The sequence below is a fragment of the Lacinutrix venerupis genome, assembly GCF_003663945.1.
Taxonomy (GTDB): Bacteria; Bacteroidota; Bacteroidia; order Flavobacteriales; family Flavobacteriaceae; genus Lacinutrix; species Lacinutrix venerupis.
This window is the reverse complement of the sequence record NZ_RCCH01000004.1, coordinates 274,838-295,977: the sequence shown is the minus strand read 5'-3', so window position 1 is coordinate 295,977 and position 21,140 is coordinate 274,838. Positions and strand designations below refer to the sequence as shown.

Annotated in this window: 25 protein-coding genes; 12 read left to right on the top strand and 13 right to left on the bottom strand. The window is 29.3% G+C overall.

All coding sequences use genetic code 11. From position 1 onward, the window contains the following. Positions 1–142: 142 nt before the first annotated feature. The 3 genes from recR to CLV86_RS07970 all read left to right on the top strand — a co-directional run bounded on the left by recR (position 143) and on the right by CLV86_RS07970 (position 3,306). Positions 143–760 (top strand): recombination mediator RecR, encoded by a 618-nt coding sequence (gene recR, locus CLV86_RS07980; protein ID WP_121051450.1) that lies wholly within the window; start codon positions 143–145, stop codon positions 758–760. A gap of 6 nt (positions 761–766) precedes the next feature. Next, a complete protein-coding gene (locus CLV86_RS07975; RefSeq protein ID WP_121051532.1) occupies positions 767–1,864 on the top strand; it encodes a glycosyltransferase family 2 protein in 1,098 nt (365 codons plus the stop codon). A 113-nt stretch (positions 1,865–1,977) separates the two neighbouring features. Continuing rightward, positions 1,978–3,306 carry a dihydrolipoamide acetyltransferase family protein gene (locus CLV86_RS07970; protein ID WP_121051448.1) on the top strand — a complete coding sequence of 443 codons (1,329 nt, stop codon included), beginning with the start codon at positions 1,978–1,980 and terminating at the stop codon, positions 3,304–3,306. A gap of 148 nt (positions 3,307–3,454) precedes the next feature. Here CLV86_RS07970 and CLV86_RS07965 read toward each other — a convergent pair whose 3' ends face one another. The 4 genes from CLV86_RS07965 to CLV86_RS07950 form a co-directional block, all read right to left on the bottom strand. Continuing rightward, positions 3,455–4,156, bottom strand: coding sequence for a T9SS type A sorting domain-containing protein (locus CLV86_RS07965; protein ID WP_121051446.1), 702 nt, complete (start codon positions 4,154–4,156; stop codon positions 3,455–3,457). A 167-nt stretch (positions 4,157–4,323) separates the two neighbouring features. Continuing rightward, positions 4,324–4,611, bottom strand: a complete 288-nt coding sequence (locus CLV86_RS07960; protein ID WP_147427020.1) for a sulfatase/phosphatase domain-containing protein — start codon at positions 4,609–4,611, stop codon at positions 4,324–4,326. A gap of 550 nt (positions 4,612–5,161) precedes the next feature. After that, the gene (locus CLV86_RS07955) at positions 5,162–6,091 is read right to left on the bottom strand and encodes an alpha/beta hydrolase (RefSeq protein ID WP_121051442.1); all 930 of its coding nucleotides are present in this window, start codon (positions 6,089–6,091) and stop codon (positions 5,162–5,164) included. A 383-nt stretch (positions 6,092–6,474) separates the two neighbouring features. Beyond that, positions 6,475–7,068 carry an alpha-ketoglutarate-dependent dioxygenase AlkB family protein gene (locus tag CLV86_RS07950; RefSeq protein ID WP_121051440.1) on the bottom strand — a complete coding sequence of 198 codons (594 nt, stop codon included), beginning with the start codon at positions 7,066–7,068 and terminating at the stop codon, positions 6,475–6,477. Positions 7,069–7,154: 86 nt separating this feature from the next. On the opposite strand from CLV86_RS07950, the gene CLV86_RS07945 reads away from it, so the two are divergent. Further along, complete coding sequence (locus tag CLV86_RS07945) at positions 7,155–7,820, top strand: M15 family metallopeptidase (RefSeq protein ID WP_076733740.1); 666 nt, start codon at positions 7,155–7,157, stop codon at positions 7,818–7,820. 13 nt (positions 7,821–7,833) lie between these two features. Here CLV86_RS07945 and CLV86_RS14220 read toward each other — a convergent pair whose 3' ends face one another. Then, a complete protein-coding gene (locus CLV86_RS14220) occupies positions 7,834–7,986 on the bottom strand; it encodes a hypothetical protein (protein ID WP_170148519.1) in 153 nt (50 codons plus the stop codon). Positions 7,987–8,001: 15 nt separating this feature from the next. Then, positions 8,002–9,366 (bottom strand): NAD-dependent succinate-semialdehyde dehydrogenase, encoded by a 1,365-nt coding sequence (locus CLV86_RS07940; RefSeq protein ID WP_121051438.1) that lies wholly within the window; start codon positions 9,364–9,366, stop codon positions 8,002–8,004. A 200-nt stretch (positions 9,367–9,566) separates the two neighbouring features. On the opposite strand from CLV86_RS07940, the gene CLV86_RS07935 reads away from it, so the two are divergent. The 6 genes from CLV86_RS07935 (at position 9,567) to CLV86_RS07910 (ending at position 12,754) form a co-directional block, all read left to right on the top strand. Beyond that, complete coding sequence (locus CLV86_RS07935; RefSeq protein WP_346226932.1) at positions 9,567–9,896, top strand: YtxH domain-containing protein; 330 nt, start codon at positions 9,567–9,569, stop codon at positions 9,894–9,896. Between the two features lie 3 nt (positions 9,897–9,899). Continuing rightward, positions 9,900–10,247, top strand: a complete 348-nt coding sequence (locus CLV86_RS07930) for a hypothetical protein (RefSeq protein ID WP_121051434.1) — start codon at positions 9,900–9,902, stop codon at positions 10,245–10,247. After that, complete coding sequence (locus tag CLV86_RS07925; RefSeq protein ID WP_076733736.1) at positions 10,247–10,453, top strand: hypothetical protein; 207 nt, start codon at positions 10,247–10,249, stop codon at positions 10,451–10,453. Before CLV86_RS07930 ends, CLV86_RS07925 begins: the two co-directional genes overlap by 1 nt. A 134-nt stretch (positions 10,454–10,587) precedes the next feature. Then, positions 10,588–11,022: a hemerythrin domain-containing protein gene (locus CLV86_RS07920; protein ID WP_076733735.1), complete on the top strand. Its 435-nt coding sequence runs from the start codon at positions 10,588–10,590 to the stop codon at positions 11,020–11,022. A gap of 6 nt (positions 11,023–11,028) precedes the next feature. Continuing rightward, the gene (locus CLV86_RS07915; protein WP_121051432.1) at positions 11,029–12,120 is read left to right on the top strand and encodes a DNA topoisomerase IB; all 1,092 of its coding nucleotides are present in this window, start codon (positions 11,029–11,031) and stop codon (positions 12,118–12,120) included. Positions 12,121–12,301: 181 nt separating this feature from the next. Further along, positions 12,302–12,754: a ferritin-like domain-containing protein gene (locus CLV86_RS07910; RefSeq protein WP_076733733.1), complete on the top strand. Its 453-nt coding sequence runs from the start codon at positions 12,302–12,304 to the stop codon at positions 12,752–12,754. A gap of 89 nt (positions 12,755–12,843) precedes the next feature. Here the strand turns inward: CLV86_RS07910 and CLV86_RS07905 are convergent, their stop codons facing one another. The 3 genes from CLV86_RS07905 to CLV86_RS07895 form a co-directional block, all read right to left on the bottom strand. Next, on the bottom strand, positions 12,844–13,866 hold the full coding sequence (locus tag CLV86_RS07905; protein ID WP_121051430.1) for a helix-turn-helix domain-containing protein: 1,023 nt from the start codon (positions 13,864–13,866) through the stop codon (positions 12,844–12,846). A 166-nt stretch (positions 13,867–14,032) separates the two neighbouring features. Further along, a complete protein-coding gene (locus CLV86_RS07900) occupies positions 14,033–15,064 on the bottom strand; it encodes a helix-turn-helix domain-containing protein (RefSeq protein ID WP_121051428.1) in 1,032 nt (343 codons plus the stop codon). Positions 15,065–15,116: 52 nt separating this feature from the next. Then, a complete protein-coding gene (locus tag CLV86_RS07895) occupies positions 15,117–15,527 on the bottom strand; it encodes an arsenate reductase family protein (RefSeq protein ID WP_121051426.1) in 411 nt (136 codons plus the stop codon). A gap of 201 nt (positions 15,528–15,728) precedes the next feature. Here CLV86_RS07895 and trxB point away from each other — a divergent pair, with 201 nt between their 5' ends. Next, complete coding sequence (gene trxB / locus CLV86_RS07890; RefSeq protein WP_076733729.1) at positions 15,729–16,712, top strand: thioredoxin-disulfide reductase; 984 nt, start codon at positions 15,729–15,731, stop codon at positions 16,710–16,712. 72 nt (positions 16,713–16,784) lie between these two features. Here the strand turns inward: trxB and CLV86_RS07885 are convergent, their stop codons facing one another. From CLV86_RS07885 to CLV86_RS07870, 4 genes are all read right to left on the bottom strand, one after another. Next, positions 16,785–17,615: a GIN domain-containing protein gene (locus CLV86_RS07885; RefSeq protein ID WP_121051424.1), complete on the bottom strand. Its 831-nt coding sequence runs from the start codon at positions 17,613–17,615 to the stop codon at positions 16,785–16,787. Between the two features lie 230 nt (positions 17,616–17,845). After that, entirely contained in the window at positions 17,846–19,687 is a 1,842-nt protein-coding gene (locus CLV86_RS07880; protein ID WP_121051421.1) for a PspC domain-containing protein, read from the bottom strand. Further along, positions 19,680–20,024: a PadR family transcriptional regulator gene (locus CLV86_RS07875; RefSeq protein WP_076733727.1), complete on the bottom strand. Its 345-nt coding sequence runs from the start codon at positions 20,022–20,024 to the stop codon at positions 19,680–19,682. Before CLV86_RS07875 ends, CLV86_RS07880 begins: the two co-directional genes overlap by 8 nt. 61 nt (positions 20,025–20,085) lie before the next feature. Beyond that, the gene (locus CLV86_RS07870; protein ID WP_076733726.1) at positions 20,086–20,532 is read right to left on the bottom strand and encodes a DUF4870 domain-containing protein; all 447 of its coding nucleotides are present in this window, start codon (positions 20,530–20,532) and stop codon (positions 20,086–20,088) included. 144 nt (positions 20,533–20,676) lie between these two features. Between CLV86_RS07870 and CLV86_RS07865 the strand changes: the two genes are divergently transcribed. Continuing rightward, positions 20,677–21,138 (top strand): DUF4442 domain-containing protein, encoded by a 462-nt coding sequence (locus CLV86_RS07865; protein ID WP_121051419.1) that lies wholly within the window; start codon positions 20,677–20,679, stop codon positions 21,136–21,138. Positions 21,139–21,140: the final 2 nt, after the last annotated feature.

Here is a 21,140-nt window from a genome sequence, read left to right as displayed (position 1 = left end):
TGCCAAAATACAAAATAAGTTTACAGATGTAAGTTAGTAGTTTAAAAATTGTGAAATATAATGAGTAGAATCACCTAAGCTTATAGTATTTAGATGCACGAAAATTAGTGAAAGTCTTGACTAATTTTTAAATTCGCAGTCTATGGAATTCTCATCAAAACTTTTAGAAAATGCCGTTAACGAAATATCGCAATTACCAGGAATTGGTAAGCGTACAGCATTGCGTTTAGCATTACATTTACTAAAACAACCTAAAGAGCAAACAGAAAATTTATCTCAAGCATTATCACAAATGCGAGAAGATTTAAAATTTTGTAAATCGTGCCATAATATTAGTGATGTAGAAATTTGTGAAATATGCTCTAATCCATTACGAAAAAAAGATATTATTTGTGTGGTAGAAGATGTACGAGATGTTATGGCAATAGAAAATACAGCATCTCATAAAGGCTTGTACCATGTTTTAGGAGGAAAAATTAATCCAATAGAAGGCATTGGACCTCACGATTTAAATATTGTAAGTTTGGTAAATAAAGTTAAAAGTGGCAGCGTTAAGGAGCTTATTTTTGCTTTAAGTCCAACTATGGAAGGCGATACTACAAACTTCTATATCTTTAAACAGTTAAATGGTTTAGAAGTGCAAACATCAACCATAGCAAGAGGAATTTCGGTTGGAGATGAGTTAGAATATGCCGATGAAATTACACTAGGACGCAGTATTTTAAATCGTATTCCTTTTGAAGCCTCACTAAAACAATAATTGCATTTGCAACTTTCAGTAATCATACTAAACTATAATGTACGCTACTTTTTAGAGTTGTGTTTACAAAGTGTAGAAGCAGCTATTAAGGATTTTGAAGCAGAAATTATTGTAGTCGATAATAACTCTCACGACGATAGTTGCAAAATGGTAAAAGCAAATTTTCCAAACGTAAAACTTATTGAAAATAAAGAGAATTTAGGCTTTTCTAAAGGTAATAATATTGGTGTAAAATTAGCAAAAGGAGAATTTGTATGTATTTTAAACCCAGATACAGTTGTTGGTGAAAATACTTTTAAAACGTTATTAAGTTTTGCTAAAATGCAAGATAATGTTGGTGTTGTAGGTTGCAAATTAATAGATGGTAACGGTATTTTTTTGCCAGAAAGTAAGCGTAATGTTCCAATTACAAAAATAGCAATACAAAAAGCATTAGGTAACGATGCGCATTATTACGCAAACCATTTAAATGAGAATGAAATAGGCGAAACAGATGTTTTTGTAGGTGCTTTTATGCTATTAAAAAAAACTGTTTATAACGAGGTAAAAGGTTTTGACGAAGACTATTTTATGTACGGCGAGGACATAGATTTAAGTTATAAAATTAAAAAAGCAGGTTATAAAAGCTATTACTACGGGAAAACAAGTGTAATACATTATAAGGGAGAAAGTACTTTAAAAGATAAAACTTATGCAAAACGGTTTTATGGTGCAATGCAAATATTTTATAAAAAACATTTTAAAAATAATTGGTGTTTTGATGCTTTAGTTTTTTTAGGAATACAATTTGCGCAATGGTTTGGTAAAACTAATTCTACAAAAATTTTAAAATTTAAAAACTATGCTCTAGTTTCAAATAATAACCAAGAGGCATTATTAAAAATTTTATCAAAACCTGTTGATGTTGTTTTAGATATTTCTAAAATTAAAAACAATACACAAGTAATTTTTGATGCTAATTATATTAGTTATCAAACGATTATAGATGAAATGGAAACTTCAGAAAAAAATAAAAATTTATCGTTTAAAATACTTCCAAAAAACGCTAATTTTATACTCGGAAGTCATTCCTCCAAAAGTAGAGGTGAGGTAATACGCTTTTAAGTACCAAAATATTAAAAATGTAAAAATATTATTATATTGAATAGTCAGATAAATCGACTATTTTTTAGTAATTTTGCATTCTAAAATTATAAAAAGACACATTTATTATTAATATGGCAAAGTTTGAACTAAAATTACCGAAAATGGGAGAAAGTGTTGCTGAAGCAACAATTACTTCATGGTTAAAAGAAGTTGGAGATACTATAGAACAAGATGAAGCAATTTTAGAAATTGCAACAGATAAAGTAGATAGCGAAGTACCAAGTGAAGTAGATGGCGTTTTAGTTGAGGTGCTATTTAATGTAGACGATGTTGTACAAGTAGGACAAACCATTGCTATTATAGAAACAGAAGGAGAAGGTAGTGCTACTGCTGAAGCTCCAAAGGTTGAAGAAACTGTAGTTGAAGAAGCACCTGCTACTGCTGCAGAAGTTTCTCAAACAGTTGTAGCTGCACAAGAAAGTACAGCTCCAATTACTTCTAATGGAGATAGATTTTATTCTCCTTTAGTAAAAAATATGGCTAAAGCCGAAGGTATTGCTCAAGCAGAATTAGATACTATTACAGGAACAGGAAAAGATGGCCGTGTTACTAAAGCAGATATGCAAGCATATATTGCAAATAGAGGTAAGCAATCGGTTCAAAACGTAGCGCAAAACGCTCCAATACAAAAAGCTACACCAGAAACTAAAGTGGAAAAGAAAAAATCTGCAGCTCCTGTGGTTTCTGCTGAAGGTGATGAAATTATAGAGCTCAGTAGAATGGGCAAATTAATTGCACACCATATGGTAGAAAGTGTACAAACAAGTGCTCATGTGCAAAGTTTTATTGAAGCAGATGTTACAAATATCTGGAATTGGAGAAAAAAGGTAAAAGATGGTTTTATGAAACGTGAAGGAGAAAACCTTACGTTTACGCCAATTTTTATGGAGGCAATTGCAAAAGCATTACGCGATTTCCCAATGATGAATATTTCTCTTCAAGGCGACACAGTTGTTAAAAAGAAAAATATTAATCTGGGTATGGCAGCAGCTTTACCAGATGGCAATTTAATTGTGCCAGTTATTAAAAATGCAGATCAACTTAATTTAGTTGGCATGACAAAGCAGGTAAACGATTTAGCAAAACGCGCAAGAGAAAATAAATTAAAGCCAGACGATATACAAGGAGGAACTTATACTGTAACAAACGTAGGTACTTTTGGTAGTATTATGGGAACTCCAATAATAAACCAGCCACAAGTAGGAATTTTAGCTTTAGGAGCAATACGTAAAGTGCCAGCAGTAATAGAAACACCAGATGGCGATTTTATAGGTATTCGTTACAGAATGTTCTTGTCGCACTCTTACGACCATCGTGTTGTAAATGGAGCACTTGGTGGACAATTTGTTAAAGCAGTAAAAGATTATTTAGAAGCTTGGGATACTAAACGTGAGATTTAAATAAATTTCTGCATACGCCGATATGTTAAAATAATATATAAATTAAAAGCACAGTTTTAGGACTGTGCTTTTTTTATGTTTTGGAAAAAAGTTCGTTTAACGGTCTCAACCGTTAGTTATGCATTTTTAGAAAATGTTATTGGCTATTTTATTCTATTAAAAATTTAATAGTATTTCCATTTTCAAATTTCAAGAAATATAATCCATTTGTAAAATCTCTAATGTCAATTTTTTCATTATTAGAAATAACTCCTTTTTTAATTTTGGCTCCTAAAACATTGTAAATTGTATATTTTTCAATTCCAGTTAATCCTAAAATATAAATATAGTCATTAGATGGGTTTGGATATATTTTAAAAGCATTGTCCAGCTCGAATTTGTTCGTACTCAAAGATGGGTCAGTAGAACGCTCGTAAGTGAATCCGCCACCAGCACCACCAGATGTCCAAGCAGTTATTTTAGTGTCGATATAAATGTCATCAGTTATTAAGTGAAGTACTACATCAACATTAATTATATTTTGAGGACTAGCTGAATGAGTATTATCCCATGTATCAAATGTTAGTGTGCCAACACCATCAGCAATAGTGCCAATTGCCCATTCTGTATCTATCGGACTAGTATAATTATTATTGTCAAATTCAGTTTCTTGTGCGATGTTAAAAATCCCTCGATTATCAGCTCTAGTTAAAATAACATTAGCTGTAATTGCGTCTTGGTTTTCTGGTAGCGTCCAATCAGCATAATCTGTTTTTGTCACTGTAATAGTAGGTCCTGTCCATTCAGTTTGGCCATATATTTGACTAAAACTTAAAATAAAAATTGAAGTTAAAATGTAAAATTGTTTCATGGTTTTAAATTTAAAAATTAATATCTGGTTTTGATGTTTGTAATATTTCGTTGATAAAAATCAACGTTTTATATCAAACGTTAAACGAAGTTAGCCTATTTATTTTATAAAATCAAGTAGAGTATAGTTAGTGGTTTTTTAATTTCTTATTCTTAATAATTCGATTTCTAATTCTTCTTTAGATTTTTTTTAATAGTATTTAAAGTCGAATTTAAAATGTTGTTTTTCTCGTAAGGATCATTACTTAAATTATAGATTTCCTCTTTGCCGTCAGTAAATACTATTAATTTGTAGGTACCATTGCGTATAGTCCAAGCATCATTTTTGTTATTCTTTATTTCAGAATATTGACGCTTTCTAATTGACTGCTCTTTAGATAAAAGCGGCTTAAAGCTTTTGCTATCATTTATTTCTTTAATTTCTATACCTGCTATTTCTGCTATTGTGGCAAACATATCTTTACTTGTTATTAAGTTGTTTTTTTTATACATTAATAATGTGAAACATTTCTTAAAATACTTTAATATGAATACTATAAAAACACTTTGGCACACTAATTGAAATATAAATAGTAATTACTGCAACGACGATTTTAGAGTGTGGTTACTTTAATTTAAGAGTGGTAATTACCATATTTTTGGTTGGTTAGTATGAAAAAGCGCCTCTTGTAGGCGCTTTTTCTATTATATAAAGTTTTGTTTTTAAATGATTTTTTTATTTGTGACTTAATACAAAGTGCTTAATGTGAAAGTTTTCATAAAATAAAATTATATAAATACTTTAGTTATAAATGGCACGTTATTTGAACTAGTAGATGTAATTACTACAACGACAATTTTAGAGTGTGGTTACTTTAATCTAAGAGTAGTAATTATCATATTTTTGGTTGGTTAGTATGAAAAAGCGCCTTTAGTAGGCGCTTTTTCTATTTCTAAAAACTCACTTTGTTTTATGGTGTAAAAAAAAGACTTACAATTTTGTAAGCCTTTTTTTAATTTTAAATGTTTATTTTATAAACGAAACTATGGTTTCAATTAACTCTGGAGCTAATGCTCTATTTGCTTCGTTGTAAGATTTTGAATTCTCTAAATCATCACCTTCAATAGGTACTAAAATATGATTCATTTTATCAATAATTTTTAATTGAGCTTTAGGTGCAGCATCATGTAAAAGTTTAGCTTCAGCTTCAGAAACTTGTAAATCCTTAGTGCCGTTTATAATTAATATAGGCATGTCTAGTTTTTTTATTTCAGTTTGCGGATTGTAAGACATCCAGTTAGACATAAATGGTTGTATTTCTAAACTAAAAATACTAGCCAAAGCAGGAGGAAAGTTTGTAGTGGTTTTTCCTTCTTCTAAAACTTTAACAATGCGCTTAGTATCTTCTAAAAACATTGGTGCTGTTTTTTCAACTTGCTCAATAAGTACACTACCAATAGATTGGCCTGCTCCGGCAAGAGAAATAAAACCATCTGCACCATCTTTAGCGGTTAATAAACCAATTAAACTACCTTGGCTATGTCCGGCAATATAAATTTTGTTATAGTTTTTAGTGTTTTTAAAATAATTAAGAACAGATTTTGCATCAACTACAAAATCATCAAACATTATATTTTTATCTACGTTGCCTTTTCTTATTTGTTTTACTATGCGCTTATCGTAACGAAAAGTAGCAATATTTTTTTCTGATAGGCCTTGTGCTAATTTTTTTAAAGAATTTGATTTTAAAAAGTTTTGATTGCCGTCTCTATCTGTAGGTCCTGAACCTGCAATTATGATAACTAAATCTGGGTTTTTTATACCGTTGGGAAGGAGTAAAGTTCCATCAATTATTTTGTTTACAGCAATCTCTTGCGCTGTATAATTTTTTTCTTGGGCCGAAGTAAAACCTAAACTTCCAAAAAATAATAATGCAATTAGAAACCTTGTTTTCATAATATTATATGTTTATACTTTTTATTTTACAAATAGAATGCCATTTGCAATATTTTAAAACAAATTTACTGTTTAATTTTATATAAAAAAGCACGATAAATTTGATTGAGCAAATGTGTGTTTTGTCGATTTAAATGGCTATTTTGTCTATTTGTGTTAAAATTTTGTGCATTTCGTCGAAAATCAATGTGTTTAAACGTCTAAAAATTAAAAACTACCCTACATTTGGAGTGTGCTAAGAAACATACTTTTTAGTCAATGGATTAATTAATTAATATTTGCATCGCTTTTTGTTGATATAGTAACCCTAAATCTAACCAAAAATATAAAGCAAATACATAAAACCAAAGTTGAGGGACTTTGGTTTTTTTGTGCGCAAAACTTTAGTAAATAACTCTAAATGTTAAATTAATTCTTGGTTTTACTTCCTTTTTGGTCTTAGCAATTTGATGCAGCCAAAAATGTTGTGTTTCACCTTTCATTAATAATAAACTGCCATTTTCTAATAATAGTTTATGTTTTAAATTTTTATCATTTTTATGTTTTAGGCTAAAGTGTCTGGCAGCTCCTAAAGTTATAGATGCTATTACAGGATTCTTTCCTAATTCTTTTTCGTTGTCTGCATGCCAACCATTACTGTCTTTACCATCTCTATATAAATTAGCTAAACATGTTGTAAAATTTACATCTGTTAGAGTTTCAATTTTACTTTTTATTGTTAATAATGTATTGGTAAATGGTTCTGGGTGCATAATAATGTTAGAGTAACTATACGTTTTTGTATTATTGGCAAAAAGAGCTGTTAATCTAGGTTGCGCATATGTTTTACCAAAAATTGTGATATTATCTTGTCTCCAATTGGTTTCGTTTAAAATAGTATTATAAAAATCTAGTGCTTCGCTTTTAGAAAAGAAATTTGGATAATAGCTAATATCTGAGTTTGGTAAATTAAGATGTATTTCTTTGTGAGAGAGCATAAAGCGTATTCTAATTTATAGGTTGGAGTAAGCTATTAGTTTATATAAATGATTATTTCTCTAAATTAGCATAAAAATTATTTGTTATGAGATTTGTATTAAGCTTTTTGCTAACGCTATTTTCTTTTGTTGCTTTTGCACAATTACCAAAAGGTTTTGTGTATGCTAAAAATGAGATTCCAACCGTAAATGTTGATTTACAATATTGCGGCGATTATAATTTTGTTGGCTCTATTATCGATGGTTATAATGCCAATGTAGCTATAATGACTAAGCAAACTGCATTAGCTTTAAAAAAAGTGCAGCAAGAATTGGCTAAACAAAACTTATCTATAAAAATATACGATGCTTATAGACCACAACGAGCAGTAAATCATTTTGTACGTTGGGCAAAAGTAATTAACGATACCTTGATGAAGCAACAGTTTTATCCAAGAGAAGATAAACGTAATTTATTTAAAAAAGGTTATATAGCATCTAAATCTAGACATAGTAGTGGTAGTACATTAGATGTTACAATTGTTGATTTAGAAACCGGTAAGCCTTTAGATATGGGATCTCCTTACGATTTTTTTGGTAAAGAATCTTGGGTTGAAAATAAAGATTTAACAAATGAACAATCTAAAAACAGGCAAACATTACAAAAAGTTATGCTTGCCAATGGTTTTAGAAATTATGCTCAAGAATGGTGGCATTTTACCTTAAGAGGTGAGCCATACAGAAATCAGTACTTCGATTTTTTAGTTGAATAATAATATTTAATTATTAAAACCATTTAAAATATAGTCCAGATACAACAACAGCAATAACTAAAAGCACTAATGCTACAATAACAAATGTAGATACGCCTTTTGTTGTTTTGTCTTTTTGTAAAATATAATCTCCTCTATCTTCGTTTTCGTCTTTAATTAAACTCATAATTTTTCTTTTTTTTTATTTATTAATATATACTGTTTTTTTGTTAACAAATTCGTGTATACCTTCTTGAGACAATTCTCTACCATAACCAGAAGCTTTTGTGCCTCCAAAAGGTAATCTTGGGTCAGATTTTACCATATCGTTTATAAAGAAAGAGCCATCTGCTATTTCTCCTATTTTTAGTTTTGCAGCCTCTGTGTTTTTCGTAAAAAGCATAGTGCCTAATCCAAACCTACTGTTAGAAGCTAATTCTATGGCATGATCCATACTGTCTGCCTTAATTATTGGTGCAACTGGTCCAAAGGTTTCCTCGGTAAAAACCTTCATGTCGCTAGTTACTTCTATAAGTATGGTTGGTGAAAAATAGGCATTATCTCTTTTGTTTCCTACTAAAACTTTAGCACCTTTTTTTACAGAGGCATCCACTTGTTCTTGTAAGTCTTTAGCTAAATCTTCTCTTGCTAAAACAGAAATTTCGGCATCTTCTTTTATTGGGTCTGTGTAATTTAACGCTTCTACTTTTTCTTTAAACTGTTTTATAAATTTGTTATAAATACCTTTTGTTACAATAAATCTTTTAGCAGCAATACAACTTTGTCCAGAGTTTTGAAATCTGGCTTTTACAATTGTGTCCATGTGTTTTTCTAAATCTGCGTCATCAAGAATAATACAAGCATTGTTTCCGCCAAGTTCTAAAACCGATTTTTTTAAAACCTTACTAGCGGTTGTAGAAATGCTGATGCCAGCTTTTTCACTTCCAGTTACAGAAACGGCTTTAATAATTTTATTTTTAATTAATTCTTCAATATTGTCATGGTCTGTTAATAAGGTTTGAAAACAACCTATTGGGTATCCTGCTTGTTCAAAACAATTTTGGATGGCTAAAGCACATCCAGTAACATTAGATGCGTGCTTTAGTAGAGCAGTGTTTCCAGCAGTTAGTGTTGGTACTGCAAACCTAAATACTTGCCAAAAAGGATAATTCCATGGCATAACACCAAGAATAACACCTAAAGGATCGTAGCTTATAAAGCTTTCTTGAGCTTCGGTTACTATAATCTCATCAGCCAAAAATGATTCTGAATTTTTACTATAAAAATCGCATAAAAGAATACACTTTTCAATTTCTGCACGACTTTCTTTAATTGGTTTACCCATTTCTTCAGTCATTAATCTACTATACTCTTCTAGATTGTTATTTAAAACATCTCCAAGTTTTACTAATAGCTTTGTTCGAGATTTTATTGTGGTAGTTTTCCACTCATTATAAGTGCTTTGTGCATTATTTAATATAGAATCTATCTTATCAACGGAAAAGCGTTGAAATTTATTTAATTCGGCACCATTATATGGATTAATTGTTGTTATTGTATTCTTCATTTTTTGGTTGTTTCTTTGATAAATTTCTATAATTTTTCTTAAAAAACATTGTTTTAATGTTATATTAACAAAGATTTAGCAATTCATTTATGTTTATTTTAAGAAAATTGTGTGTGTTCTTTTGTAACTTTACATTATACTTAATAGCCTATTTATTAGGGAAGTAAAAAATATTATTAACCATAAAAAGAAAAACAATCATGAATAACGGAAATGCAGCATTAGGAATATTATTAGGCTCTGCAATAGGAGCAACTTTAGGAATTTTATTTGCACCAGATAAAGGAGTAAATACTAGAAGAAAATTAACAGAAGAGGCTACTAGTGCTAAAGATAAAGTTGTTAGTAGTGCTACAGATTTAAAAGAACAACTTGCAAGCAGCATGGTTTCTGGAAAAGAAACATTGGATTCTCAATTAGAGAGTGTGGTGCAAAATGCTAGTTATAAAGCTGAAGACATTATAACATCGTTAGAGCAAAAACTTGAAACTTTAAAAGCTAAGAATAAGAAATTACAGAAAACATCATAATATATGTCTGTATTCGATTCTATAAATGAAGCATCAAATAAAGCATTAGACCAATCTGAAGAATATTTAAAAAAGTCTCACGATTATTACAAGCTTAAAATATTTCAACAGCTTTCTATGTCTGTAAGTATGATATTTAAAGTTGTTGCTATTGGAGGCGTTTTTCTAATTGGGATAACTTTTTTATCAATTGCTTTAGCATTTTACTTAGGAGCTCTATTAAATAGTTACACTCTAGGTTTTGTTATAGTAGGTTTAGCCTACGCTATAATTTCTAGTTTGTTATATGTTTTTAGAGGCTCTATAGATTCTAAAGTAATTTTAAAATTATCTAAAACATTTTTTAAATAATGAAAAAAACATTTCTTAATTTTAATGACATTGAAGTAGAACTTAGAAGGCTCGATCTTGAAAGAGAAATAGCAAAAGAAGAACTAAAATCTGTTAAAGGAGATTTAAAGGAAAGTTTGCAACCTGCAGAATGGATGCAAACCGGTTTAAAAGTTGCAGGCAAGATAGGATCTATGATGTTACTTAAAAAACTATTTAGAAAATAACACATTATTAAAAATAACTATAAAAAACCGGCCACTGCTGGTTTTTTTAGTTTATAACATTACTTTTTTAAGCTATTAGAGTCATAAAATTTATTTGATTTTTTTAGATTTAATTGAAATTAAAAACCAACAATATGAACATTTTTGAAGCATTAAGAAAAGACCACGACATCCAACGCGAGTTGTTGAAAAAATTAGTTGAAACCTCTGGAGATACAAAGGAAAGAGATGATATTTTTAAAAAAGTAAAAAAAGAATTAGTCATCCATGAAGATGGAGAAGAGCGTTATTTTTATATTCCTTTAATAGATGACGATTTAACTCAAGAACAAGCTAGGCATGCTATTGCAGAGCATCACGAAATAGACGAATTGTTAGAGCAATTAGAAGAGATGGATTACGATTCTCCAGGATGGTTAAAAATTGCAAAAAAATTAAAGCATGATGTAGAGCATCATTTAGAAGACGAGGAGCGTACCATTTTTCAAATGGCGGGAAAAGTTTTAACAGAAAAAGAAAAAGCTTCTCTATCTAAAGAATATCAAGATTATATTAAATCTCAAAGGTAAAATGTCATGGCAAATCCAAAACGTGAAAACGAAAAATTCTTAAAACAACTTTGGAGTGCGCCAGAAATTGCAATAGAGCAATTAAATTTGGTTTATACTAATGATGATGCTTTAAAGATAAAACGAAAACGTAAGCAAAAAACTTTTGTTTACGAATTTAATGGTAAGCCATTAAAAGATAAAAATGAAATAGAAAGAATAGGTAGTTTGGTAATTCCACCAGCGTGGGAAAATGTAAACATATCATATATTAAGAACGCGCATTTGCAAGCAACAGGAAGAGATGCCAAATATAGAAAACAATATAGGTATCATCCAGTTTGGAATAAAATTAGAAATCAAACAAAATTTTATAGGATGCAATTTTTTGGAGAGTTACTTCCTCTTATTCGTGAGCAAATAGATATTCATTTAGATCAAAAAGGATGGCCAAAAAATAAAACATTAGCTCTCGTTATAAAACTTATGGAAGAAACTCACATAAGAATAGGTAATGAGCAATACGCAAAACGGAATAAAACATATGGTTTGTCTACCTTAAGAACAAGACATGTAGAAGTACAAAAAGATAAAATTAAATTTAATTTTATAGGAAAAAAAGGAAAGCAACATTCTATAAGTTTACGGAATAAAAAATTGAGATATTTAATTAATAAATGTCAAGAGTTGCCAGGTTGGGAGCTTTTTAAGTATTACGAAAGTAACGGAGATAAACATACTATAGATAGTGCTATGGTAAACGACTATATTTTTTCTCTATGCAATCAACATTTTACAGCCAAAGATTTTAGAACTTGGGCAGCTTCAGTTATATTTTTAAATACATTATACGATTTAGGACTGAGTAATAATGAAGAACAAAAAGCCAAAAATATTTTACAAGCTTATGATGCTGCTGCAAAAGCCTTAGGCAACACGAGAAATGTTTGCAAAAAGTATTATATACATCCTGTAATTGTAGAGAGTTACAATTCTGGTAAAATAGAGGACGCTTTTAAAATAATAGACAAAGAACAAAAACTAAAAGAATATTTTACATTTACAGAGCAAGCTTTACTTTTTTTAATAGAACAATTTAAACCAGATTTTTTAGATTAAAATGTGAGTTTTATTTATATAATTTTAAGAAGTTTTTATGTTAAATATATTAGTAATTTTTTAGGACAATTATAATTCTCTTTAAGCAAAGATGTGCTTCAAATAATTCATAATTTTATATTGAAAGTAAGATAGATAAAACTTTCAGAAACAAATTATTAACAACAAAAAATATAAAATTATGGGAACTTACACAGAAGAAGTAGGAAAGAAATTAAATGAATTATTAGAAAGAACCTATGATGCTGAAAAAGGCTATAAAAAAGCAGCAGAAAATATCAATCATACAGGTTTAAAAAACTATTTTAATTCTAAAGCGCAACAACGATACGATTTTGGACACGAACTAAAAAGTGAGATTAAAAGCTTTGGACAAGAAGTGGATAAAGGAGGAAGTATAAAAGGTAGCTTACATAGAGCTTGGATGGATACTAAAGCGTTGTTTTCTAGTGAAAACGAAGAAAGTATGTTGGAGGAATCTATTAGAGGAGAAAAAACTGCTGTAAGCGATTACAATGAAGTAATAAATGAAACAAGCCTACCAGCATCTACAAAATCTATTTTACAGGATCAACGATCTAAAATAGAAGCTGGATTAAACACAATAAAAGGACTAGAAGACATAGTTGATTAATTATTTTTTTGGTTGGTTAAAATAATTTTTTAACTAAAAAGGGATATCAAATTTTTGATATCCCTTTTCTTATTTTAGAATAAAAATGTCTAATATTTATTTAGCGAGATTTTTCTGTATCGTTTAGGGCTGCAATTGTATTTATGTTTAAATATTTTGCAAAAGTAACTTCTACTAGTAAGACCTATAGAGTAAACAATTTCCGAAATATTTAAATCTGTTTCTAATAAAAGTTTTTCGGCTTTTTCAACACGTATGTTTCTAACAAAGTCTGCAACAGTTGTGTCATGCATAGCTTTAAAGCCTTCTTGTAATTTTGCAGGAGACATGCTAATTTTTTGACATAAACTGTTAATAGTATGTTGTAACTCTGGATTAGTAACAATAAAGTCTGTTAAAAGTCTCACCTTTTGAAGTTCGGATTTAGATAAAGTAGAGGTGATTTTATTATTGTAAACTTCGTTATAAAATTGCTCTAAATAAAGTGCTAGAATGTATAAGTATGTGCTTTTTGTTTTAAGAAGTCCAGTTAATGGAGTGGTGGTACTATCTATATTAGTTTCTCTTAACTTATCGGAAACTTTTAAATTATAAGCGTTTAATTTTGTGTGAGATTTATGTGTTTTTAAATAATTAACTAAATTTTCAATCTCTAAATTAGCATTTACATTATTCTGTGTAAAGCTATTAAAGTACTCGGTATTATTAATTTCAATTAAATCAAATGTAAAATTAAGATCTTTTTTAATAATAATATTTTGCTGAGTGTTTAAGTTGTTAAGTAATATTGTAGGTCTTAACTCTTCAGTTTTATTATATTTTTCGTTGTCATTAGATTTAAAAAAGCTTGTGCCTTGTGTGCAATATGCAAAAAATAAGCTGTCTTTTGCTTGGGTTTCAAACTCGAAAACTAAATCGTTATTTAATGCTATATTAAACTTATATACTACAATGCCGTTATTTAAAATGTATTGTTTTATTTCTCCTTTACCGCAAAGCTCGTCTAGTTTTAATGTATAGACTCCTTTTGTTTCTGTAAGAACACCACCTAATTTTTCTTTAAGTTTAAAAATATTTTTAGGTAAAGTATCTATAGTTGTAATGTTACTCATTTTGTTTAATCAATTTTAAAATTAAAAAGGGATATTGGTTTGGTTACAAAAAAACTTAATTTGTACTTTATTGATTAACAAATTTGAAACGATGAATAACACTATTGAGCACATTTTATAAATGGATAGCGCATTTTTTTTTGTTATTTCGGTTTTAAATTAACCATTATGCAGATTTATTTTCATTTTTTCTAAATTGAGTTAAATATTGTTTTGGACTAAGCCCATATTTTGTTTTAAATAATTTCGAAAAATAACTTCTGGAGTTTATGCCTATTTTATAAGTGATTTCAGTAATGTTTAACTCAGAATTTTCTAATAAATTTTTGGCATATTCTATTTTATGGTCTCTAATATATTCGTTTACAGAGGTTGAAAATAGCAGTTTAAAACCTGCTTGTAATGTGTTTTGGTTTAAGCCAACACGTTTCGCTAAGGCATTTACGCTAATTCTTACATCTATTTCATTTTTTATAATTTGTACCGCTTCTTCTATTTTAGATACAGTAGCTTTTCTTAACAGTTTATGTTTACCAGGATTATTATTTTTCTTTGTAAATTGGTTTAAGTATTGAGTGATTATTTCGTAAGTTTTACCTTCTAAATAAACAGATTGCATAAAATCTGTAAGATCACAGGATTTAAAATCTTCTATTAATTCTGCAATCTCTAAAGAATAATAACTTTTAAAATGAAATTTATTAATACCGTTTAAATCTCGAAATAAAGTTTCTAAATCTTCATCCATATCACCAATAAATTTTTCAATTTTTTCTTCATAAAGTTTACGGTTTATTTGAATATAAAAAAAGGTATTAGGTTTGTTTTTATTAAAATTAAAAGTTTGAGCCTCGTTAGTAGCTGGACTTACAAGTAAGCTTTCAAGCCTATTTAATTTTAAGTCATTTTCAGAATCTTTAAATTTAACTTCAGTGTCTAGGTTAAAAAAAAACTTTAAAGGATTTATTTTGTCTTTTTCAAAAGTGATAGATAGATTTTCATTAATTAAAAAATCGGCAATAATAATGCCTACGCCAAAATCAAATTCAATAGCTTTAAAATAGCCGTCGCCAATGTTTTTAGGGAAATCGAAACATAATTCGTTATTATCCTCTTCGTATTCTGTATTTATTGTTTTAGAGAGCTTTAACACAATGTTTTTAATAGCATCGTGTTTTAATGTTTGAGAAATTGGCATTGTTTTGTTGGTTAAATTAAAGTAAATGCTATTTAAAAAGGATTATTTTTTACTAATCCTTATTTCTCGCATCAAAATTGCTGTCTTCTTTTTCTAGTAGTTTAGCTATTTGAGAAGGTGATTTTATTAAGTGAAAATCCTCATTAACTACTAATATAGAGTAGCTTAAAGTTTCTGGATTTGCGGTAAGTATTTTAATCCAATCATCTTCAGATAGGTTTACGGCATCACCATAATTTTTTTTGTAATCTGGATGATTTTGGTCTACTAACTCGCTAATGGTAATATTAAGTTTGCTAGTAATATTAGCCCATTCTGTTCCTGTTATTTTCGTTTTTGAAACATCAATTGTTTTTATGTTTTGTTGAGAAGACTCAGTGTAAGGTAAACTCTGTTTGCCTAAAGAAGTTTCAGAGTTATAATATAATACAGTTTCTTTTTCGTTGGTTACCATAGTATTCATAATTTCAGTTAAATTATTTAGAATTTTCTTTAAATTTAAGTTTATAGATTAACACTATGTGCCTAATTAACATCTTTTTTTGACTGTTTTAGTATAATTTTAAGAGTATTATTCTCATTTATTAGCGCATAAATTCTGTTGATAACTTAACATTATGCTTTCTATTAAAAAAAGCTATTTTTGTAATATAAAAATACGATTATGTCTGATACAATAGAAAAAGTAAAATGCCTAATTATAGGATCTGGACCAGCAGGATATACTGCTGCTATTTATGCTGCCAGAGCAAATATGAAACCAGTTTTATATCAAGGAACACAGCCTGGAGGACAGTTAACAACTACTAACGAAGTTGAAAATTTCCCTGGTTATCCAGAAGGAATTACTGGACCTGCAATGATGATGGAACTTCAAGCGCAAGCACAACGTTTTGAAACAGATGTACGTGACGGCTGGATTACAAAAGTTGATTTTTCTGGAGATGTCCATAAAGTATGGGTAAATGAGGAAAAAGAAATTCACTGCGATACTGTTATTATTTCTACAGGAGCTAGTGCTAAATATTTAGGTTTAGATTCTGAGCAAAAATATTTAAAGCTTGGTGGTGGAGTATCGGCATGTGCAGTTTGCGATGGATTCTTTTACAAAAATCAAGAAGTTGTAATTGTTGGAGCAGGAGATAGTGCTTGTGAAGAAGCACACTACTTATCTAAATTGTGTAAAAAAGTTACAATGCTTGTTAGAAGAGACGAATTTAGAGCATCTAAAATTATGGCTGCCAGAGTTCAAAATACAGAAAATATCGAGATACTTTTTAATACTGAAACAGATGAGGTTTTAGGAGACGGGCAAGTTGTAACTGGCGTTAGAGTTGTTAATAACCAAACTAACGAAAAACATGAAATTCCTGCAACAGGATTTTTTGTAGCTATTGGGCACAAACCAAATACAGATATTTTTAAAGATTTCTTAGACTTAGACGAAACAGGTTATATTATTAATGCAAAGCCAGGAACATCTAAAACAAATGTAGATGGTGTTTTTGTAAGTGGAGATGCTGCAGATCATGTATATAGACAGGCTATTACAGCAGCTGGAACAGGTTGTATGGCTGCTTTAGATGCAGAGCGTTATTTAGCTGCTAAGGATGCAAGTTTTGAGGTTAGTACTTCTACATATAACTAAATAATATTACTATGTAATAAAAAAAAGCCGAAGCAACAGCTTCGGCTTTTTTATTATAAATATATTTATTGTCTATTTTTTCCTTAAAATAGCTTCATCTTCAAAGGTCTTTAATTCTATTTTTGGACTACCATAAATATATGTTTCTGTAGTACCAGAGGCTTCAATAATTAAATTTTTAGAGGCTTCAATATGTGCGTCTGCTCTGCCTTCTGTATGTAAAGTGCAATTTTTAACGGTAAGTTTTTCAGCTTTTAAAACTGAAGAATTATCGATATTTACATTTAAATCTGTAGCATCACCTTCTAATCTTGCATTAGCACGTTGTAACATATCTACTGTAATAGCATCAGAGTTTATAAGAGCTTCAATTCCTGTATTGTCGCTTAAATCTAAAATGGTAGATTTAGAAGTGATATTTAATGCTGCTTTTGTTTTTCCTGCTGCAACGTATTGAAAATTTTCAGCTTCAATGGTTAAAAATACTTTTGCAGATTCTTTGGTTCTTAAAATTAAGTCCGTAACATTTATAGGGCTAATTGTCGATAATTGAGCGTTTTCTTTTAGTTCTATAATATTTAATTCGTCTTTAAATATTACAGTAATTTCCATTGCTTTGCTAGATGTAATTCTCTTATTAGTTTTAAAACTTAAGCTTCCTTCGTTTACAGCAAATTCTATTACTTCGTGTAAATTATCGTCTGTTCGTACTTGTATTGATGGTACATCGCCTTGCTTTATGTTAATCTCAAAATCGTTATCTATAACCAAACGGTTAAAAGCGTCTATTTCTGTAGTTTGAGTAGTAACATTTCTGCTACCTTTTATTTTTTCTGTGCTTTGAGAAAAAGCAGAAAAACTAATTAAGCAAATAAGAATAAGAGTGTGTAGTTTTGTTTTCATGTGTTGTTACAGTATTTCTACTGCGTTAAATAATAGAATGCAGCGGAAATTTTAAAATTAATTGTTCGGCAAATATATAACAAAAACCATCCCAAACTTTTAAAAAGAATGGGATGGCTGCGGTTGGTTGTATTTTTTTGGTTGATGTTTTTGTTATACTAAAACATTTAAAATTAAAATAATTACTAATTCTGCAATGTAAATCATAACTGTTTGGTTTTTTTGATTGATTATTTATTATCCGGATCCGATGTTATTTTAATACCATCTTCGTTTATATTAACTTCAACGTTATTGGTTTTACTTTTTACGCCATCCTCATTAAGTTCTATAGAATTTGCTTTTGCTTCAGCTTTAATACCATCAGAATTTATTTTTAATTTAGCGCCTTCGTTGTTAATATTAACATCAATTTCAAAATCGTCGTCATCTTCGTTGTCTTTGTTGTCACAATCGTTACAAATTAGCTTACCATTAGCAACTTCAAGAAAATGACCTTCCTTTGTTTTAGATAATAAACCATTTCTTATATGAAATCTATGTGTGTTTTCATCGGCAAATAAAGTGGTTCCAATAGGTAAATATATTGTAATTTCAACTTCTTGATTTCTTTTAATATCGTCATTTGGTATTATAAAATGATTGTCTAAAAGTAATTCGTTACCAACTAGTTCGTATTGATAAATAATGTTGTTTGCTAGTTTTTTAGCAGATTCAAACGATTCGTTTCTAGAAGTTTTAATTACTTTAATTTTAGCAACACTATCTCTTGTAGAGCGCACTCTAAATTGTACACCTCTAGAGTATGTTATTTTATTTCCGTTGTCGTTAAAAGCAGTTTCATAATCATGAAAGTTTTTATAGTAGCCATCGGCATAAACTTCATTATCTCTCATAGATAAGTAAAGAGTATCTTTTTTAGTAATGTTTTCAAATCGTTCTGTAGTAATCGATGGTGCTTTTTCTTTATAAGATAAGCCTTGTCTAACACCAACAACTGCTAAACCTATAATAGATAATAACCAAACACCTAATAGTGTGAATTTAGCAACATTGCCAATAGATTTAAGATTGGTTATTAAAATTTTTAGTCCTAAATAGAATAAGAGTAAAAAAGGAATTACAAAAGAGAAAAACCCTAATAATGCAACTAGAAAAAATGGAATGCCAGAACTATTTGCTAATTCTAAAAAGTCTGGACTCATATTAACAGAGTTTCTATTTCCAAAAGCACTAATAAAAAGAGCTACGGTTGCAGCAATGGCTCCTACAGCACCTACAAACATTAAAATAAGACCAATAAATTTTGCAAATATTTTTAATATAAACATAAAGATATCTGCAATGGTATCGAAAAAGGTTTGCGAGCTAGATTTTATTTTACTTGTAGATTTGTTAACATCTATTTTTTTTAAGTTATCACTTGCGTTTTCAAAGCCTTTTTTAAGGTTGTCTCCTGCGTTTTGAAGTGTTGGGCCTACACTTTCTGAAACACTTTCAAAACCATCACGAATTTTTTTTTCGATGTTAGAAATGGTAACGTTTTCTCCTGTCATTAATATTTTTTCCGAAGTTGTTTTGGCCTCTGGAACTAATATCCAAAGCAATATGTAAATAAGTATACCTGTTCCAAAACCAAAAATAAGAACAATCCATATTAGTCTTACCCATAAAGCATCTATACCAAGATAGTGCCCTAAACCAGAAGAAACACCTCCAACATAAGAGTTTTCTGTATCTCTATATAGTTTTTTAGAACGTCCTTTTGTATAGCTTTTTTGTTGTGGCTCGTCTTCAAATATTTCGTCATCAACAAGGTAGTCTTCGGGTTGTCCCATTATGGCTATAACTTCGTCTACTTGTTTGTTTCCAATAACTTGTTTGTTGTTTATAATGCGTTCTGTAAATAGTTCTGCAATACGAGCTTCTATATCTGCTATTATTTCAGAACGTCCTTGAGAATCTGTAAATGAACGTTTTATAGCCTCAAGATAGCGCTGTAATTTTAAGTATGCATCTTCATCTATGTGAAAAAATATACCTGCTAAATTTATGTTGACTGTCTTATTCATTAGTGTTGTTTTTTGATGGTGTAACGATGTTAACTGCGGTTTGTAATTCGTCCCAAGTTGTGCTTAATTCTTTTAAAAACAGTTGTCCTGTTTCTGTTAATCCGTAATACTTTCTTGGTGGTCCAGAAGTGCTTTCTTCCCAACGGTAATTAAGAAGTCCAGCATTTTTAAGTCTAGTAAGTAGTGGGTAAATAGTACCTTCTACTACAAGCAATTTAGCGTCTTTTAGTGTACCTAAAATTTCTGCGACATAAGCATCTTTATCTTTTAAAACAGATAAAATGCAGTACTCTAAAACACCTTTACGCATTTGTGCTTTTGTGTTTTCTATCTTCATATTCTCATGAAATTTAATGTTGTTAAACTGTTCATTTTTTGATTGATTTATTATTGATGAATTATTTTAAAAATTTAATAGAAAATGGATACTCGTAACTATCTCCATCTCTTGCTTTAATACTAGCTTTTATTATAAAAACAATTTCTAGAATGAAAGCTATAACTGCTAAAAAGCCTAAAGAACCACCTATGTAAAATAAAGGAGTAGGTTTGCTTATGTTAAAATGAATGCCGTTAAAAAGATTAAAATCCATAAAATCTAAACCGCTTAATAAACTAAAAGCAAAAAAAGGAATAGTAATTAAACCTATTATTAACGAGTATATTAAAATACTTATTTGAAAGTTAATTGCCTGTTTACCATGCTCGTCTATAAATTCAGACTTTTCTTTATTTATTATCCATAATACTAAAGGTCCCAAAAAGTTTCCAAAAGGAATTATAAACCTTGAAAAGGTAGATAGATGTATAAACGTGGCAATATTTGTATGGTTATTTTCTTTCATTTTAAAAAGTATATAATAGTTTCTTATGCAAATATATGTCTAAAAAAAGGTATTATGTTACGCATAGTACTAAAAATTAACAAAATTTTAACATGTTGTAGTGTTGAATTTTTTCAATAATTTTGAGAAAACCAAAAAATAAATATGAAGCTTACACCAAGTAAAATAAACACTTTCAACTTTTTTAAATTACCATCAGTATTTTTTACTGGAGTTAGAGTTAAAACTATAGATAATAACGCGTGTACTGTAAAAGTTAAACACCGTTGGATTAATCAAAACCCATTTAAATCTATGTTTTGGGCAGTGCAAGGTATGGCTGCAGAGCTTACAACTGGTGCATTGGTTTTGGCAAAAATTAGAAGTTCGGGTAAAAATATTTCTATGTTAGTATCTAATAACAATGCTACTTTTACTAAAAAAGCAACTGGTAAAATTACATTTACTTGTAAAGATGGACATTTAATAGACGAGGCATTAAAACAAACCATTGCTACAGGAGAAGGTCAAACTCTTTGGATGCAATCTATAGGTACAAATCAAGATGGAGTAATAGTATCTACATTTAATTTTGAATGGAGTGTAAAAGTTAAAAATAAAAAATAACT

What these genes read in the sequence shown, in the direction of transcription:
- recR (WP_121051450.1), top strand. Translation starts at nt 143, where the DNA reads ATGGAATTCTCATCAAAACTTTTAGAAAATGCCGTTAACGAAATATCG.
- CLV86_RS07875 (WP_076733727.1), bottom strand. Translation starts at nt 20,024, where the DNA reads ATGAAGATAGAAAACACAAAAGCACAAATGCGTAAAGGTGTTTTAGAG.
- CLV86_RS07970 (WP_121051448.1), top strand. Translation starts at nt 1,978, where the DNA reads ATGGCAAAGTTTGAACTAAAATTACCGAAAATGGGAGAAAGTGTTGCT.
- trxB (WP_076733729.1), top strand. Translation starts at nt 15,729, where the DNA reads ATGTCTGATACAATAGAAAAAGTAAAATGCCTAATTATAGGATCTGGA.
- CLV86_RS07870 (WP_076733726.1), bottom strand. Translation starts at nt 20,532, where the DNA reads ATGAAAGAAAATAACCATACAAATATTGCCACGTTTATACATCTATCT.
- CLV86_RS07865 (WP_121051419.1), top strand. Translation starts at nt 20,677, where the DNA reads ATGAAGCTTACACCAAGTAAAATAAACACTTTCAACTTTTTTAAATTA.
- CLV86_RS07880 (WP_121051421.1), bottom strand. Translation starts at nt 19,687, where the DNA reads ATGAATAAGACAGTCAACATAAATTTAGCAGGTATATTTTTTCACATA.
- CLV86_RS07925 (WP_076733736.1), top strand. Translation starts at nt 10,247, where the DNA reads ATGAAAAAAACATTTCTTAATTTTAATGACATTGAAGTAGAACTTAGA.
- CLV86_RS07930 (WP_121051434.1), top strand. Translation starts at nt 9,900, where the DNA reads ATGTCTGTATTCGATTCTATAAATGAAGCATCAAATAAAGCATTAGAC.
- CLV86_RS07900 (WP_121051428.1), bottom strand. Translation starts at nt 15,064, where the DNA reads ATGCCAATTTCTCAAACATTAAAACACGATGCTATTAAAAACATTGTG.
- CLV86_RS07945 (WP_076733740.1), top strand. Translation starts at nt 7,155, where the DNA reads ATGAGATTTGTATTAAGCTTTTTGCTAACGCTATTTTCTTTTGTTGCT.
- CLV86_RS07895 (WP_121051426.1), bottom strand. Translation starts at nt 15,527, where the DNA reads ATGAATACTATGGTAACCAACGAAAAAGAAACTGTATTATATTATAAC.
- CLV86_RS07955 (WP_121051442.1), bottom strand. Translation starts at nt 6,091, where the DNA reads ATGAAAACAAGGTTTCTAATTGCATTATTATTTTTTGGAAGTTTAGGT.
- CLV86_RS14220 (WP_170148519.1), bottom strand. Translation starts at nt 7,986, where the DNA reads ATGAGTTTAATTAAAGACGAAAACGAAGATAGAGGAGATTATATTTTA.
- CLV86_RS07885 (WP_121051424.1), bottom strand. Translation starts at nt 17,615, where the DNA reads ATGAAAACAAAACTACACACTCTTATTCTTATTTGCTTAATTAGTTTT.
- CLV86_RS07910 (WP_076733733.1), top strand. Translation starts at nt 12,302, where the DNA reads ATGGGAACTTACACAGAAGAAGTAGGAAAGAAATTAAATGAATTATTA.
- CLV86_RS07960 (WP_147427020.1), bottom strand. Translation starts at nt 4,611, where the DNA reads ATGTTTGCCACAATAGCAGAAATAGCAGGTATAGAAATTAAAGAAATA.
- CLV86_RS07935 (WP_346226932.1), top strand. Translation starts at nt 9,567, where the DNA reads ATGAATAACGGAAATGCAGCATTAGGAATATTATTAGGCTCTGCAATA.
- CLV86_RS07965 (WP_121051446.1), bottom strand. Translation starts at nt 4,156, where the DNA reads ATGAAACAATTTTACATTTTAACTTCAATTTTTATTTTAAGTTTTAGT.
- CLV86_RS07950 (WP_121051440.1), bottom strand. Translation starts at nt 7,068, where the DNA reads ATGCTCTCTCACAAAGAAATACATCTTAATTTACCAAACTCAGATATT.
- CLV86_RS07920 (WP_076733735.1), top strand. Translation starts at nt 10,588, where the DNA reads ATGAACATTTTTGAAGCATTAAGAAAAGACCACGACATCCAACGCGAG.
- CLV86_RS07915 (WP_121051432.1), top strand. Translation starts at nt 11,029, where the DNA reads ATGGCAAATCCAAAACGTGAAAACGAAAAATTCTTAAAACAACTTTGG.
- CLV86_RS07940 (WP_121051438.1), bottom strand. Translation starts at nt 9,366, where the DNA reads ATGAAGAATACAATAACAACAATTAATCCATATAATGGTGCCGAATTA.
- CLV86_RS07905 (WP_121051430.1), bottom strand. Translation starts at nt 13,866, where the DNA reads ATGAGTAACATTACAACTATAGATACTTTACCTAAAAATATTTTTAAA.